Here is a 15,095-nt window from a genome sequence, read left to right on the forward strand (position 1 = left end):
AGTTCGGGGCACCCCGGGTTAGGAGCGCCAACGTCACCGACACGTGCCGCGAGAGCGGCGGAATCAGCGCGGGGCCGTGCAGCCTCCCGTGAGACAATAATCGTTGGTCCCTTTTTCTTACGGAGCTCCCCCACCTATGGCTCATTCCCTCAGCACCCACGAGATCGCCCGCATCGTTGGCAGCCAGTCGTTCTCGCGCGGTGAACGGTACGCCCGCAACGGGCACGTCACCGAGCAGTCCTGGGCCTCGTCGGGAACACACCTCACCGGTCGAGTGAGTGGCACCAGCCCGCAGCCGTACACCGTGCTCGTCTCGTTCACGCTGAATGCTGCCGGCCAGGCTGTGCGGGCCAGCGGAACCTGCACCTGCCCCATGGGCAGCAACTGCAAACACGTCGCCGCCCTGCTCCTGGCCAGCCGCAGCACGCCCGCCGAACTGAACGCTGAGCGCGCAGCCTCGAACATGCGCGCCATCGGCGACCGTCGCACGCCGGTGTTCGAATCGACCTTCGTGCCGGGCGCATACCAGCCGGCCGCCCCAGCACCGGTCATTCCCATTCGCCCGCCGGTGCCCGCCTGGCGCGCCGCCCTGGGGCCGATCGCCAAGTCGACTGCCGGCGCCGCTGTCACAAGCACGGCCCTCGCGCTGCAATTCGACCTGCTCGACCCGGCCTACAGCCCGAGCAAACGTCCGGCCCCCCGCCGTCTCGGCGCACGCCCCATGGTCATGGGCAAGAAGGGCAAATGGATCCGAGGCTCCCTCACCTGGGACAACCTGTCCTGGACCCCCGGCACCTATAACCGCGGCCACCGCAAAATACTGAACGCCCTCTACGCCCTCTCGGCCACCGGCCAGCGCTATTACAGCTACACCGACCACTGGCTCTACCTCGACAACTTCGAGAACAAGGCCTTCTGGGACCTGCTCCACGAAGCACAGTTGAGCGGGCTGCCCTTGGTCTGCGCTACGGATGCCCAGAATCCCGTTCTGCTCTCGCCCACGCCGGCATCGCTCGAGTTGAACATTCGCCGCGACGATGAGGGCCTGCAACTGACCCCGTTGCTCATGCTGGGCGAACAGCTGCACCGCGGCGCGGAATTCGGATTCATTGGCGACCCGGCGCACGGCGCTTACACGTTCACGAGCCCCGCTGACCCGCTCGCAACCGGCAGGCAGCTCGTTCTCGCACCACTGAATGTGCTGGTCAGCTCTGAGATCCGTGCGCTCGCCGTCACCGGGGGCTTTGACATTCCAGCCGACGACGAGCCCTCATTCCTGTCTGATTACTACCCGTTTCTGCAGCAAAAACTGACCCTGACCAGTCACGACACCTCGTTCGAGCTGCCCAGAACGGCCCGACCCCAGCTGGCGCTGACGATCACCCACCAAACGGATGCCCGCATCGCCGTCGCATGGGAGTGGCTCTACGTCGCGCCCACCGAATCGAACGCCGAATCGGTCCCGGATTCGATCAGCACGGACGCGGTCGAACCGGCCTCCGTGCTGTACCGCCACCCCCTGCGCCCGACGCCCGGCGACACCCACTTTCGCGACCTCACCCGCGAACACGACACGCTGCAAGCGGTCAACCGCGAAATCGCCTCGTTCACGGAGCTCTGGCAACCGGCCACACCGATCAGCCCGGCCCGACTCCTCGAGCAGTCGGAACTGCGCAGCGCCATCATGATCACGTTTCTCGGCGAGGCCGTGCCGAAACTCGAGGCCGCCGGCATTGCCGTGCAGATCTCGGCCGACGCCCCGAGCTACCGTGAAGCCGACGAAGCGCCGGTGATCAGCCTCGCCACCACTGAAAGCACCGACACCCGAGACTGGTTCGATCTCGCCGTCACCGTGACGATCGAGGGCGAAGACATCCCCTTCGACGATTTGTTTCGGGCGCTGGCCACCGATCAAGACCTGATGATCCTCGACAGCGGCACGTACTTCAGTCTCGACCGGCCCGAACTGCAGCAACTGCGGCGGCTGATCGAAGAAGCGCGCGGCCTGCAGGAGAGCAACGCAGGCACGCTTGGTCTCAGCCGTTTTCAGGCCGACCTGTGGGACGAACTGCAACTGCTCGGTGTCGTCGCCGAGCAGGCCGCGTCCTGGCGCAGCGCCGTCGAGGGCCTCGCCGCCCTGCACGGCTCGGCTGAGGCCGCGCCCATCGCCCAACGCCCGCTCCCGCCGGCCGTGCACGCCACCCTGCGTGCCTACCAGCAGACCGGATTTGACTGGCTCAGCTTTCTCTACGACCACCAGCTTGGCGGCGTGCTGGCCGACGACATGGGACTCGGCAAGACGCTGCAGGCCATCGCCCTCATCGCCCACGCCCGCGACAGCCAACGCGCTGCGGAAGGCTCCACTCGCAAGCCCTTTCTCGTGGTCGCTCCCACCAGCGTCGTCTCCAACTGGGCCACCGAATGCGCTCGGTTCGCGCCTGACCTGACGACAACAGCCATCACCCAGACCACCGGAAAACGCGGCTCCAGCCTGCTCGATGTAATGGGCCAGGCAGACGTTGTGATCACCTCATACACGCTGTTCCGACTCGACTTCGAGGAGTACAACGCTTACGACTGGGCCGGGCTGCTGCTCGACGAGGCCCAATTCGTCAAGAACCACCAGAGCAAGGCACACGTGTGCGCCCGCCGCCTGCGCACTCCCTTCAAGCTCGCTATCACCGGCACCCCGATGGAAAACAACCTGATGGAGCTGTGGTCGCTGCTCTCCATCACCGCTCCGGGCCTGTTCCCGAGCCCGAGCCGCTTTGCCGACTACTACCGCAAGCCCATTGAAACGGATGCCGACGCCGACCGGCTCGCACAGCTGCGCCGCCGCATCCGTCCCTTCATGCTGCGGCGCACGAAGGCTGAAGTCGCCAGCGACCTGCCCGAGAAGCAGGAACAGGTGCTCGAACTCGACCTGCACCCGAGGCACCGCAAGGTCTACGACATGCACCTTGCCCGCGAACGGCAGAAGGTACTCGGTCTGATCGAGGACATGAACGCGAACCGGTTCGAGATTTTTCGCTCACTCACCATGCTGCGCCAGCTCAGTCTCGACGCGAGCCTGTATGACGCGAAGTACGACAGTATTCCCTCGACCAAGCTCGACGCCCTGCTGGAACTTCTGGAAGATACCGTCGCCGAGGGTCACCGAACCCTGATTTTCAGCCAGTTCACCCAGTACCTCGGCAAGGCACGGGACCGGCTCGACGCCGCTGGGATCAGCTACTCCTACCTCGACGGCAAGACCCGCAACCGGGCCAAGGCCATCAGCGACTTCAAAGAGGGCTCGAGCTCCGTTTTTCTGATCAGTCTCAAGGCTGGCGGATTCGGCCTCAACCTCACCGAGGCCGACTACGTCATTCTGCTGGACCCGTGGTGGAATCCGGCGACCGAAGCCCAGGCCGTCGACCGCGTACACCGCATCGGACAAACAAAGAACGTCATGGTCTATCGCCTGGTGTCCAAGGACACCATTGAAGAAAAAGTCATGGCCCTCAAAGCCACCAAAGCGCGCCTGTTCGAAAGTGTCATGACCGACGGAGCGCCGCAGGGTGCCGCCCTGACCGCGGCCGATATTCGCGAGCTCCTGGCCTGAGACGACACCAACAGTTCATCCATACCCCCTAGACTGCACGCGACGGCACCACGTCGCACACTGCAGAAACGGTCCTATGTCCACCATTTTTGATCGGGTCGACGCCCGCCTTGCTCGCATGCTCACGCCGGCTCGCCGCCTCACACTGCAACGCCCACGCACCCTCGCGCTGGGTTTTCTCGGTCTGCACGCGGTGTTCCTGTTCGCCCTGCTGCCCACCATCCTGACCGGCCGGGTACTCGGCGACCTTCCGCTGTACCGCACCTGGGCGGAACTCGGCTTGCAGCACGGCATCTGGCAGGGTATCGACACCGGGTGGGTGTACCCGATCGGCGCCATGCTGCCGATCGCGTTTGCGGGCATCGCCGGTCCGCTGCTCTACCAACTCCTGTGGTACCTGCTGACCACGGCGTTGAATGCCGTCGCGGTCGGAGCGCTCACCGATTGGGGACGTCGCCGCGGCGGCTTCAAATCGGCCTGGTACTGGCTGTTCGCGTCGTTTCTGCTGAGCCCGGTCGGGCTACTGCGACTGGAAGGACTCACCGCACCGCTCGTCATCGTCGCACTCGTGCTGCTCGCGCGCCGGCCGGTCGTCGCCGCGGTCGTGCTGACCCTCGCCACCTGGATCAAGGTGTGGCCAGCGGCCGTGTTCCTCGCAGTCGCCACCGTGTCGCCGCGTCGCCGCACGGTGGTACTTGTCGGTGCGGCCGTCTCGTCGGGGGTGGCGGTATTCGTCTGGCTGGTGGGGGGCCTGCAATATCTCATCAGTTTCGTCACCCAACAATCTGACCGCGCACTGCAACTCGAGGCGCCCATCACCACTGTGTGGGTGTGGCTGGCCACACTCGGTCACCAGAGCACGTTCATCTACGAGAATTTTGCCATCGCCACCCGTGAGGTGAGCGGACCCGGTACCGACGTGGTCGCTTCCCTGATGACGCCGGTCATGTTCGGCGCCATCGCGGCGATTTTCGTGCTGATGCTCATTGCCCAGCATCGGCGAGCAGATGCCGGCCAACTGCTGCTCGTTGGAGCCCTCGCCCTGGTCAGCGCGTTCATCGTCTTCAACAAGGTCGGTTCACCGCAATACATGTTGTGGCTGGTGCCGGTGGTTGCGGTCGGTGTCGGCCGCAGCTGGGCTGAGTGGCGGGTCCCCGCCACGCTGACGCTGGCTATCTCCGGCCTGACGACGCTCGTCTTTCCCATTTTCTACCTGCCGCTCATCGACGGCGATCTGTTCTCCCTGCTGCTGCTGACGGCGCGCAACGCGCTGCTCGTCGTGCTGCTGGCCTGGGCGATCACAGACCTGGCCCGCTTGGCTGGGGCTCTGCCGAAACGGGAAGCGCGCATTGTGGCCCGCCGCGCACTCCCAGTCGGCCAAGGCAGAATAGATCAGTGACCACGACGACAACCTTCGCCCTCATCCGCCACGGCCAGACCGATTGGAACGCCGCCGCGCGCATCCAGGGCGCCACCGACATTCCGCTCAACGACGTGGGGCGCGGTCAGGCAGCGGATGCCGTCGCCCCACTCTCCCGGTATGACTGGGATTTCATTGTCTCGTCGCCGCTTTCTCGTGCGGCCGAAACCGCTGATCTGATCGGCGAAGAGCTAGGCCTCGACGCGGCCCGCCGCATTCCGGGTCTGATCGAGCGCGATTACGGACCAGCCGAGGGCCTTCGCGCCGGCGCCCAGCTCGACGCCCTGCGTTTTCCGGGCGGATTCCATGGAGCCGAGACCGAGGAAAACGTCGCCGCGCGTGGCATCGACGCCCTGTGCGAGCTCGCCCGAAATCACCCCGGAGAGCGCATCATCGTCGTCGCCCACGGCACGCTCATTCGACTGAGCCTCGAAAACGCCCTGGACCAGTCCATCGGCAGCATCAACAATGCCTCGATCAACCTCGTGCATCACCACTACGACCACGCGGATGGCGCGGCCGCGTGGGAGCTCGAGGTACTCAACGGCGAACTGCTCGTGCGCGCCTGACCACGGCGAAACGTCAGCGGCCGGTCGACACCGTCACCGTGAACTTGGTGTTGCGGCCAACCTGGCGGGTCGAACCGACGATGCGGGTGAGCATCGGGCGGTAACCCAGGTGGGTATTCCACACGGTCCACAGTTCGCCGCCGGGTGCCAGTACGCGCGCCGCGTCGATGAAGAGTTTCTCAGCGAGGCCAGCATGCACCGACGCTCCAATATGAAACGGCGGGTTGAGCAGAATCAGATCAGCCGAGTTATCCGGCTGGCCAGAGAGGCCATCGGCGCGCACGACGGTGACACGATCGGCGAGTGCGTTGGCGTCGATCGTTGCGCGAGCGGATGCGACGGCCACAGCCGACTGATCCGTCGCGAGTACCTGCAGCAGCGGGCGCTGGGCAGCCAGGGCCGCGGCGAGCACTCCGGTGCCGCAGCCGAGGTCGATGGCGCGCTCGGCGTCGGGCTTCATCCGGTCGAGCACCTCAAGCAGCGCTCGGGTGCCGATGTCGATGCTGGTTCCGGCGAACACGCCACCGTGGCCGCGCACGGTGAGGTCGAAGTCGTCGTGCTTTTCGCTGCGTGGCCAGTCGCTCGTCGACGAGGCCAACGGTGCGGAAGCGATGAGCACGCGGGACTTCTGGCGGGCCGGGCGCACATTGAGGGCTCCGAAGTGGCGGCGCAGCACCTCATTCATGCTCACGGTCATGTGCTTGATACGGCCGCCGGCAAAGACGATCACGTCGGGAGCGGCGTACTTGGCGATGGCGCCGGCGATCTCGTCGAGCGCGTCGAGGCTCTTCGGCAGCTGTAACAGCACGACGTGGGCGTCTTTCAACAACTCTTCGCCGAGCGGCAGTGAGCGGTAGGCATCCGTCAGGTTGACGCCGGAGGCATTGCTGTCGAGCGCGTATTCGCCCGAGAGCGCATCCTGGTAGACACGGATGCCGCGGGCGTCGTGCAGGGCAGCGGCGCCGAGGGTCAGGGCGCCATAGCGATCCTCGAGCACGACGACGCCACCGGAACGGTATGCCGCGAGTGCGCCGGCGGCTTCATCGAGAATGAGGCGGTCACTCGCGTCGACGGCGAACAGGTTCTCCGCCTCAATGTCGGGGCGACGACGCAGGCGGTCGAAATCGAACCCGTTCATGCTGTCATTCGACACGGCCCCGAACTCGTCCGACATGGTGTTTTTCGACGAAGTGTTGGCGTTCCGCAGCGCGGACTGGTCATACGCGTCCGATTTGGACATGGATCCCCCTGAGAGAAGTGCTGGTGCAACCAGTTCGTGCTGTGGGGCAGAAACGTGAAGCTTGTTACAGATAACTGACTATGGTCTGGGCTGCCGCCAGATGACAACCTGGTTGCTGCGCCTGGTGCGGGTGCCCGCCTTCATTGAAATAACATCACCAGCCGAGCCAGCCGCGAAAACGCGGCGGCCCGGTCGGTTCAGTAGTTCGTCGGCGAGCGTCGATTCCAACTCGCGCAGGCGATTTTCGAGCCCGCGCACGTGATCCTCGAGTTCGAGGATACGACGGATGCCTTCCAAACTCACGCCTTCAGAGCCCAGTTCCGCAATTTCACGGAGCTTTGCCACGTCGAGCATGGAGTACCGTCGGCTCTTGCCGGGGGTACGTTCTGGGCTGACGAGGCCCAGGCGATCGTATTGACGCAGGGTTTGCGGGTGCATTCCCGCCAGCTCGGCCGCCGTGGAAATCACGAAAACCCGGGTGGTCTCGTCCATAATCAGCCCTTGGCCCGAGCAATCAATTCATCGCGCGGGTTTTCCTTGGGCAGCGCATCGGCGAACGCGGCCAGTTTCTCTTCCGCATCCTTCGACAAATGTGAGGGCACAGCGACCTGCACGACGGCGAGCAGGTCGCCCGTGCCCTTGGCCGTGGTGACGCCGCGACCCTTGACCCGCAGCACCCGGCCACCAGGAGTACCGGGGGCAACGCGCAACTTGACGGGGCTGCCGCCGAGGGTGGGTACCTCGATCGTCGCGCCGAGGCTGGCCTCGACGAAAGTGACCGGTACGGTTACCCGCAGATTGAGTCCGTCGCGTTCGAACACCGGGTGCTTGCGCACGGTGATCGTCAGCACGATATCGCCGGTTTCTCCACCGTCCGGGCTCGGCTGCCCCTTGCCACGCAGTCGAATCTTCTGCCCATCGGCGACTCCGGCCGGAACCTTGACCTTGATCGGTCGACCGTCCTGAGTTTGCAGACTGATCTGGTCGCCCTGGGTGGCTGTGATGAAATCAATGGTCGTCGAGGCGATCACGTCCCGCCCGCGCGTCGGTGCGCCCGAGCCGCGGTAGCCACCGGTCGGGTTGCCGAAACCGCCCCCACCTTGGCCACCTCGTCCGAACATACCCCCGAGGATATCGTCGAAACCGCCCTGCTCGAAGGTGTAACTCTGCTGACGGCTTCCGCCGCCGAACATGCCTCCGAAAGCGTCCTCGAAGCCGCCACTCTGAGCCCGGCCGCCGGGCGCGGCGAACCGCGCCCCGCTGCCCATTGCCCGTACGGCGTCATATTCCTTGCGCTGGGCGGCATCATTCAGCACCGAGTGCGCCTCACTCAATTCCTTGAACTTTGCCTCAGCGGCGGGGTTCCCCGGGTTGGAGTCCGGGTGGTATTTACGAGCGAGTTTGCGATACGCCTTCTTCAACTCGGCCGGCGTGACATCTTTCGATACCCCGAGAACCTTATAGAAGTCTTTGTCGAACCAGTCCTGGCTAGCCATCGCTCGGTACCTGAACGACGACCTTGGCCGCACGCAACAGCGTGGAACCGAGGTAGTACCCCGTCTCCGCGACGTCGCCAACGGTTTCGGTGTCGACGACCGCACTGGGCTGCTGGAAGATCGCCTCGTGCATAGTCGGGTCGAAGGGGTCGCCGACCGCGCCGAACGAGGTGAGTCCAAGTCGCTCAACGCTCGACCGCAGCTTGGCCGCGATCGTGGCGAAAGCCGAGTCGGGCACGAGATCGCCGTGCTTCTCCGCCCGGTAGATATCGTCGAGTACCGGAATCAGTATCTTGACGATATCCCCGGTGACGCGCTCTTTCTCAATGGCACGGTTGGCCTCTGTACGCCGACGATAGTTGGCGTACTCTGCCGTCACACGCTTGAGGTCGGCGAGGTGTTCACTCGTCGGCTCGGCAACTTCGCGCTCTGCCGCGTCCAGAATGTCCTGAACGGTCAGCTCGTCTTCTTCGATCCCGTCGGCCGAGGCATCAGCGTCGGCAGCGGATGCTGCGTCGGGCGTTGCGTCATCGGGCGCGCCCGCGGCGGTGCCGTCATCCGGCACTCCCGCAGCGGACGCGTCGTCGTCTGGATGTTTCTTGTCAGCCATAGTTGCGGCCTACTTCTTTGTCTTGTCGTCTTCGTCGTCGTCAACAACCTCGGCGTCGACAACGTCTTCGTCTTTGTTCTCCTCGGCGGGAGCCTGATCGGTACCGGCTTCGTCAGAGCCGGCTGCGGCATCCGCCTGGCTGGACTTGTAGATGGCTTCGCCGAGCTTGCCCTGGCTTTCGTTGAGCTTGTCGTACGCGGTCTTCACCGCGTCGTCGTCGTCGCCCGCAAGAGCAGACTTGAGGGCGTCGACATCACTCTGCACCTCATTCTTCACGTCTTCGGGCAGCTTGTCGACGTTGTCCTTGATCAGCTTCTCGATCGAGTAGGCCAGTTGCTCGGCCGTGTTGCGGGTCTCGGCGACTTCGCGCAGGCGCTTGTCTTCGGCGGCGTGCTCTTCGCCCTCGCGTACCATGCGCTCGATGTCTTCCTTCGCGAGCGAGGATCCGCCCGTGATGGTCATCGACTGCTCGGTGCCGGTGCCCTTGTCCTTGGCGGACACGTGCACGATGCCGTTGGCGTCGATGTCGAAGGTGACCTCAACCTGCGGAATTCCTCGCGGCGCCGGGGCGATACCGGTGAGCTCGAAGGTTCCGAGGTTCTTGTTGTCCCGGGTGAACTCACGCTCGCCCTGAAAAACCTGGATTGCAACGGACGGCTGGTTGTCGTCGGCCGTGGTGAAGGTTTCGCTGCGCTTGGTCGGGATGGCCGTGTTGCGCTCGATCAGGCGGGTCATGATGCCGCCCTTGGTCTCGATGCCGAGGCTCAGCGGGGTGACGTCGATGAGCAGAACGTCCTTGCGCTCGCCCTTCAGCACGCCAGCCTGGAGGGCAGCGCCAACGGCGACGACCTCGTCCGGGTTGACGCCCTTGTTCGGGTCCTTGCCGCCGGTCTCGCTCTTGACGAGCTCGTAGACGGCGGGCATGCGGGTGGAGCCACCGACGAGAACGACGTGGGCGATGTCGCCGACCTTGACGCCAGCCTCACGGATGACGTCCTGGAAGGGCTTCTTGGTGCGGTCGAGCAGGTCTTCGGTCATCTTCTCGAACTGGGCGCGGGTGAGCGTCTCGTCGAGGTTGGCCGGGCCGTTTTCGGTCAGCGACAGGTAGGGCAGCTGGATGCTCGTCGACATGCTCGACGAGAGTTCCTTCTTGGCCTGCTCGGCTGCTTCCTTCAGGCGCTGCTTGGCGATCTTGTCCTTGGACACGTCAACGCCGGTGGTCTCCTTGAAGCGCTTGATCAGGTGATCAACGATGCGCTGGTCCCAGTCGTCGCCGCCGAGGCGGTTGTCACCGGCGGTCGAGCGCACCTGGATGGTGGAGAAGTCGTCGTCCTTGCCCACCTCGAGCAGGGACACGTCGAAGGTTCCGCCGCCGAGGTCGAAGACCAGGATGAGCTCGTCTTCCTTGCCCTTGTCGAGGCCGTAGGCCAGCGCGGCGGCGGTGGGCTCGTTGATGATGCGCAGCACGTTGAGTCCGGCGATCTCGCCGGCCTCCTTGGTGGCCTGGCGCTCGGCGTCGTTGAAGTATGCGGGCACGGTCACGACGGCGTCGGTGACCTTCTCGCCCAGGTACTGCTCGGCGTCGCGCTTGAGCTTGGCGAGGATACGCGCCGAAATCTCCTGCGGGGTGTACTTCTTGTCGTCGATGGCGACGTTCCAGCCGGTGCCCATGTGGCGCTTGACGCTGGAGATGGTGCGGTCGACGTTGGTGACGTTCTGACGCTTGGCGGTTTCTCCGACGAGAACCTCGCCGTCCTTGGTGAACGCGACCACCGAGGGGGTCGTGCGCAAGCCTTCAGCGTTGGCGATGACGGTGGGTTCTCCACCTTCGAGCACGGCCACCACAGAGTTGGTGGTTCCGAGGTCAATACCTACTGCACGAGCCATGTGGGTTGTTCTCCTTCAATCAGGTGTGAAACGAACTACTAAGTGATCTCAAGACTTGAGCCTCGATGGCTCAAGTATTCCAGCGCTGTCGCGTCCCTGTCAATTTCTGTGGCTGAAAGTTGAGTGTGAGTGACTCAACTTTGCTTCGCGCGGATGTTTCTCCCGGGGCAGTAGATTGTGCACATGACCGAGACTGTCGCCGTAGACACGGGTGCCGTTCCAACGCGTGGTCGGGTGCTGGCCTGGGCGTTGTGGGACTGGGGATCGGCAGCCTTCAACGCGGTCGTCACGACCTTCGTCTTCACCGTGTACATCACCGGCTCTTCCTTCGGCGACGAAGACGTCATCTCGGCCCAGCTCGGCTGGGCGCTGGCCATCGCCGGTCTGGTGATCGCGGTATTGGCCCCGATCACCGGGCAACGCTCCGACACGTCCGGCCGCCGCAAGTTCTGGCTCGGCGTCAATACCCTCATCGTCGTGGTACTGACGGCGGCCATGTTCTTCGTGCAGGCAAGCCCGAGCTACCTGCTCCTCGGCTTGTTTCTGGTCGCGGCCGGCAACGTCTTCTTTGAATTCGCGGCGGTCAACTACAACGCCATGCTCGGGCAGGTTTCGACGCCGCGCACGATTGGCACGGTGAGCGGATTCGGCTGGGGCATGGGGTATCTCGGCGGCATTGTGCTGCTGCTTATCGTGTACTTCGGCTTCATCCAGCCCGAGGTCGGCTTGTTCGGGGTCACCGCCGACAACGGTCAAGCCGTGCGGGTCTCCATGCTGCTCGCGGCCGCCTGGTTTGGCCTGTTCGCGTTGCCCGTACTGTTACGAGTGCCGGAGTATCGGGCACCACAGGCCGCCCTCCGCGCGAAGGTCAGCTTTTTTCGCTCCTACGTCGTGCTCGGCCACGACATCGCCCGCCTCTGGAAGACCAGCCGCCAGACGGTCTACTTTCTCATTGCGAGCGCGGTGTTCCGTGATGGTCTGGCCGGCGTCTTCACGTTCGGGGGCGTGCTCGCGGCATCCGTTTTCGGATTCTCCCCCGGCGAGGTCATCATCTTCGCGATCGCGGCCAATGTGGTCGCGGGCGTGGCCACCATGAGCGTCGGCGCGCTCGACGATCGGCTCGGCGCCAAGCCGATCATTGTGACCGCGCTGGTCGGGCTGCTGGTGAGCGGCCTTCTAGTGTTTTTTCTGCACGACGGCGGGCAGATAGTGTTCTGGACGGCGGGACTGGCCCTGTGCCTGTTCGTCGGGCCGGCCCAGTCGGCCAGCCGCACCTTTCTGGCCCGCCTCATTCCCCTCGGCCGCGAGGGCGAGATCTTCGGGCTCTACGCCACGACCGGTCGGGCCGTGAGCTTTCTCGCGCCGACCGCTTTCGCGATCATGGTCACACTCTTCGGCGAGACCTACTGGGGCATTCTCGGCATCATGCTCGTGCTATTCCTGGGCCTGCTGCTGCTCATTCCGGTTTCGGCGAAGCAGCAGCAGATCCGTTAGCGGTGACCCAGCGCATCCGTGTGCCGGAAAGTCTCAGCGCGCCCGGTTCCGGTGGGCGCGCCATCTAGAGCGGGCGCGCCCACCGGTAGCTGGCGCGCTGACCTCCACCGCCCTACTCGGCTGGGCGCCAAACCGTCTTTCCTGAGCATCCGCTGAAATAAGGCTGTCCCCTCGCTTAGTGGACACAGGCCGGTCAGACTGAATGGCATGACACATACCCAGCTCCAGAAGGCCGAACTTTTGCTCTCGTTGCACGTGCCCGGTGAGCCTCTCATCGTGACCAACGTGTGGGACGCCATCACCGCCAAGGTCGTCGCCGACACGCCCGGCATCAAGGCCCTCGCGACTGCGAGCCACTCCATCTCGAACGTGCGCGGCCTGCAAGACGGCGAGGGCCTCTCCCTCGACGAGGCCATCATCGCTGCTACGATCATCGCCGGCGCTGTCGACGTGCCCGTCTCGGCCGATTTCGAGAAGGGGTACGCACCGGATGCCGTTGGCGTGACCCGCAACGTGCGTCGCCTCATCGAGGAATCCGGCATTGTCGGCATCAACATCGAGGACTCCGTCGGCGCGGCAAAAGCCCCGCAGTTCGACATCGAAACCGCCGCCGCCCGCGTGGCCGCGGCCAGAGCCGGAGCCGACCAGAGCGGTATCCCGCTCGTCATCAACGCGCGCGTCGACACCCTGGCCGGCGGAGGCGACTGGGGAGAAGCCGTGGCCCGCGCCAACGCCTACCTCGCCGCCGGCGCCGACGTCATCTTCTTCCTCGGCTTGACCGACGAAGATAAAGTCGCCCGCGCGATTGAGCAGGTCAACGGCAAAATCTCCGTGATCGGCGCGCCCGGACTTGTTCCGCTTCAGCGTCTCGCCGAGCTCGGTGTCTCCCGGGTCAGTTTTGGCCCGGGCACCCTCGCGCTGACCCTTGCCGCCCTGCAGGCCGCAGCCACGAATCTCACCGCTCTCGGCGAGTACCCCGCTGACCTCGGGTTCAAGTTCGCCCTGTAATCCGCCTAAACACCGAGGCCACCAGTATCCGTTTCTCAGCGGATGCGGGTGGCCTCGTTGTGACTGATGAGTTGCCAGGTAGCGCCCTCGTCGGCGGAGACCCAACCTTCCCATTTGTAGCTGTCGGGGGTGATGGCAGTGAAGTTCCACCGGATCGGGCGACCGTCGGTGCGGGTGCCTTCCTGCCGCACGCCATGCCGGTACGGTGTGGCGACGAGTTGGCAGTATTCGCCCAGGGCCGGGGCGAAGTAGCTCACGCGCCAGGCTCCCGCGAACGGGTCGTAGACGCGCAGCGCGGTGGCGACGGTTTCACGTCCAGACGGATGCGTCGTGCTCGCGACGATCTCGACGTCTTGCACGGCCCGGCCGTCGAGGACGAATTCGACCATCCAGATGAAGTCGCGTGCGATCCATTCATTGGTGGTTTCATCGAGGCGGGACCCCTTAGCAGTCCAGGAACCGACCATCTGGCCGAAGAGGTGCATGCGTCCGGGGTATTCCGGCGTTGGGCCGTGCGCGATGAGCGCCTCGTCGAATCGGGTCGGCATGGAGGTCATGCCCAAATTTTACCCGACGCGAGGTTACGTTCGGATTACCGCCGGCGTACGTTCGGTTCTCTCAGCGCCCGATAGTGGTGCGGTGAAAGTTTTGAAACGAACGCGAGGCAGTCGGGCCACGCTGGCCCTGGTACCGAGAGCCGTATTCACTGGAACCATAGGGTTTTTCAGCCGGAGAGCTGAGTTGGAAGAAACACAGCTGGCCGATCTTCATTCCGGGCCAGAGTTTGATCGGCAGCGTCGCGACATTGCTGAGCTCGAGCGTGACGTGGCCGGAAAAGCCCGGGTCGATGAACCCGGCCGTCGAGTGGGTGAGCAGGCCGAGGCGACCGAGAGAGCTCTTCCCCTCGAGCCTGGCGGCCACATTGTCTGGCAGGGTGACCTGCTCGTAGGTGGCGCCGAGCACGAACTCACCCGGGTGCAGGATGAACGGCTCGTCGGGCTTGGTCTCGATCAAGTGGGTCAGCTCGGGCTGGTCCTCGGCCGGATCGATGTAGGCGTACTTGTGGTTGTCGAATAGCCGAAACAGTCGGTCAAGTCGCACATCAATGCTTGACGGCTGGATCATCTCGGGGTCGAGCGGCTCCAAACCGATTCGTCCAGCGTTCAGTTCAGCTTTGATATCGCGATCGGAGAGCAGCACTGTGCCAGCCTAGCCGCGCGGGGTTGATATGCTGGCAGCGTTCCGGTTGTTGATCATTCACAGCGGGCGCGCGGATGTAGTTCAATGGTAGAACTTCAGCTTCCCAAGCTGATAGCGCGGGTTCGATTCCCGTCATCCGCTCCAGAGTCTTCTCCGGTGTCGGTGCGTACGTCGTGGCGGTGGTGGACAATGTCGTGCAGAAAATACGTCCCGAGCGTTTCTACGGTGAACGATGGGCCGTCGCTGCGGCGCGCGGTACGCCGGCGGGCATCCGTTCGCACCGATGCAAAGCTGTCGGCAACGCGTTGCGCGGCGGCCTGAAGCTCAACATCAACGATTGCCGGATCCTGCAGGTCGTACCGCTGTGACACCGCAGTGGCGTCCTGATCCCAATTTGCCAGGAGCGGGTCGTCTTCATCGAGCAGGCGGTGCAATCGCTCGTCGAATAGGCGACAGACATCGCGCACATGGGCCGCGTATTCGAGGCCGGACCAGGTGTGGTCGTTTGGGCGCGCCGCGACATCCGCCCCCGCCAGCACGGCAGGCCATGCGGCGGCGTTCTCACGA

The 15,095-nt window shown here is 64.4% G+C and carries 13 protein-coding genes and 1 tRNA gene; 7 read left to right on the forward strand and 7 right to left on the reverse strand.

What is annotated here, in order from left to right; genetic code table 11:
- Positions 1 to 136 precede the first annotated feature (136 nt).
- The 3 genes from CXY72_RS16110 (at position 137) to CXY72_RS16120 (ending at position 5,593) form a co-directional block, all read left to right on the forward strand.
- Positions 137 to 3,604: a DEAD/DEAH box helicase gene (locus CXY72_RS16110; RefSeq protein WP_104128699.1), complete on the forward strand. Its 3,468-nt coding sequence runs from the start codon at positions 137 to 139 to the stop codon at positions 3,602 to 3,604.
- A gap of 76 nt (positions 3,605 to 3,680) precedes the next feature.
- The gene (locus tag CXY72_RS16115) at positions 3,681 to 5,003 is read left to right on the forward strand and encodes a glycosyltransferase 87 family protein (protein WP_104128700.1); all 1,323 of its coding nucleotides are present in this window, start codon (positions 3,681 to 3,683) and stop codon (positions 5,001 to 5,003) included.
- Positions 5,000 to 5,593 (forward strand): histidine phosphatase family protein, encoded by a 594-nt coding sequence (locus CXY72_RS16120; RefSeq protein ID WP_104128701.1) that lies wholly within the window; start codon positions 5,000 to 5,002, stop codon positions 5,591 to 5,593. The genes CXY72_RS16115 and CXY72_RS16120 overlap by 4 nt, the downstream gene beginning before the upstream one ends.
- A 13-nt stretch (positions 5,594 to 5,606) precedes the next feature.
- Here CXY72_RS16120 and CXY72_RS16125 read toward each other — a convergent pair whose 3' ends face one another.
- The 5 genes from CXY72_RS16125 to dnaK form a co-directional block, all read right to left on the reverse strand.
- Positions 5,607 to 6,731, reverse strand: a complete 1,125-nt coding sequence (locus CXY72_RS16125; RefSeq protein ID WP_104128892.1) for a class I SAM-dependent methyltransferase — start codon at positions 6,729 to 6,731, stop codon at positions 5,607 to 5,609.
- Between the two features lie 180 nt (positions 6,732 to 6,911).
- Positions 6,912 to 7,325 carry a heat shock protein transcriptional repressor HspR gene (locus tag CXY72_RS16130; RefSeq protein WP_104128702.1) on the reverse strand — a complete coding sequence of 138 codons (414 nt, stop codon included), beginning with the start codon at positions 7,323 to 7,325 and terminating at the stop codon, positions 6,912 to 6,914.
- A gap of 2 nt (positions 7,326 to 7,327) precedes the next feature.
- The gene (locus tag CXY72_RS16135) at positions 7,328 to 8,329 is read right to left on the reverse strand and encodes a DnaJ C-terminal domain-containing protein (RefSeq protein ID WP_104128703.1); all 1,002 of its coding nucleotides are present in this window, start codon (positions 8,327 to 8,329) and stop codon (positions 7,328 to 7,330) included.
- Positions 8,322 to 8,939, reverse strand: coding sequence for a nucleotide exchange factor GrpE (locus CXY72_RS16140; protein WP_104128704.1), 618 nt, complete (start codon positions 8,937 to 8,939; stop codon positions 8,322 to 8,324). The genes CXY72_RS16135 and CXY72_RS16140 overlap by 8 nt, the downstream gene beginning before the upstream one ends.
- Positions 8,940 to 8,948: 9 nt before the next feature.
- Positions 8,949 to 10,826, reverse strand: coding sequence for a molecular chaperone DnaK (gene dnaK / locus CXY72_RS16145; RefSeq protein ID WP_104128705.1), 1,878 nt, complete (start codon positions 10,824 to 10,826; stop codon positions 8,949 to 8,951).
- A 183-nt stretch (positions 10,827 to 11,009) separates the two neighbouring features.
- Between dnaK and CXY72_RS16150 the strand changes: the two genes are divergently transcribed.
- Both CXY72_RS16150 and CXY72_RS16155 read left to right on the forward strand, forming a co-directional pair.
- Entirely contained in the window at positions 11,010 to 12,320 is a 1,311-nt protein-coding gene (locus CXY72_RS16150) for an MFS transporter (protein ID WP_104128706.1), read from the forward strand.
- Between the two features lie 207 nt (positions 12,321 to 12,527).
- On the forward strand, positions 12,528 to 13,328 hold the full coding sequence (locus CXY72_RS16155) for an isocitrate lyase/phosphoenolpyruvate mutase family protein (RefSeq protein ID WP_104128707.1): 801 nt from the start codon (positions 12,528 to 12,530) through the stop codon (positions 13,326 to 13,328).
- Positions 13,329 to 13,363: 35 nt separating this feature from the next.
- On the opposite strand, the gene CXY72_RS16160 is transcribed toward CXY72_RS16155, so the two are convergent.
- Positions 13,364 to 13,885 carry a hypothetical protein gene (locus CXY72_RS16160; RefSeq protein ID WP_104128708.1) on the reverse strand — a complete coding sequence of 174 codons (522 nt, stop codon included), beginning with the start codon at positions 13,883 to 13,885 and terminating at the stop codon, positions 13,364 to 13,366.
- Between the two features lie 61 nt (positions 13,886 to 13,946).
- Positions 13,947 to 14,528, reverse strand: coding sequence for a dCTP deaminase (dcd, locus tag CXY72_RS16165; RefSeq protein WP_104128709.1), 582 nt, complete (start codon positions 14,526 to 14,528; stop codon positions 13,947 to 13,949).
- A 70-nt stretch (positions 14,529 to 14,598) separates the two neighbouring features.
- On the opposite strand from dcd, the gene CXY72_RS16170 reads away from it, so the two are divergent.
- Positions 14,599 to 14,672 (forward strand) — tRNA-Gly (locus tag CXY72_RS16170).
- A gap of 29 nt (positions 14,673 to 14,701) precedes the next feature.
- Complete coding sequence (locus tag CXY72_RS20725; RefSeq protein ID WP_199184069.1) at positions 14,702 to 14,896, forward strand: hypothetical protein; 195 nt, start codon at positions 14,702 to 14,704, stop codon at positions 14,894 to 14,896.
- The last annotated feature ends 199 nt before the right edge of the window (positions 14,897 to 15,095 follow it).

The sequence above is a fragment of the Cryobacterium sp. Y57 genome (genome assembly GCF_002929505.1).
Lineage (GTDB): Bacteria > Actinomycetota > Actinomycetes > Actinomycetales > Microbacteriaceae > Cryobacterium.

Bases quoted from the DNA above. Each gene is read 5' to 3' on its own strand.
- CXY72_RS16160 (WP_104128708.1), bottom strand. From the start codon at position 13,885: ATGACCTCCATGCCGACCCGATTCGACGAGGCGCTCATCGCGCACGGC.
- CXY72_RS16140 (WP_104128704.1), bottom strand. From the start codon at position 8,939: ATGGCTGACAAGAAACATCCAGACGACGACGCGTCCGCTGCGGGAGTG.
- dnaK (WP_104128705.1), bottom strand. From the start codon at position 10,826: ATGGCTCGTGCAGTAGGTATTGACCTCGGAACCACCAACTCTGTGGTG.
- CXY72_RS16125 (WP_104128892.1), bottom strand. From the start codon at position 6,731: ATGAACGGGTTCGATTTCGACCGCCTGCGTCGTCGCCCCGACATTGAG.
- CXY72_RS16150 (WP_104128706.1), top strand. From the start codon at position 11,010: ATGACCGAGACTGTCGCCGTAGACACGGGTGCCGTTCCAACGCGTGGT.
- CXY72_RS16130 (WP_104128702.1), bottom strand. From the start codon at position 7,325: ATGGACGAGACCACCCGGGTTTTCGTGATTTCCACGGCGGCCGAGCTG.
- CXY72_RS16115 (WP_104128700.1), top strand. From the start codon at position 3,681: ATGTCCACCATTTTTGATCGGGTCGACGCCCGCCTTGCTCGCATGCTC.
- CXY72_RS16135 (WP_104128703.1), bottom strand. From the start codon at position 8,329: ATGGCTAGCCAGGACTGGTTCGACAAAGACTTCTATAAGGTTCTCGGG.
- CXY72_RS16155 (WP_104128707.1), top strand. From the start codon at position 12,528: ATGACACATACCCAGCTCCAGAAGGCCGAACTTTTGCTCTCGTTGCAC.
- CXY72_RS16110 (WP_104128699.1), top strand. From the start codon at position 137: ATGGCTCATTCCCTCAGCACCCACGAGATCGCCCGCATCGTTGGCAGC.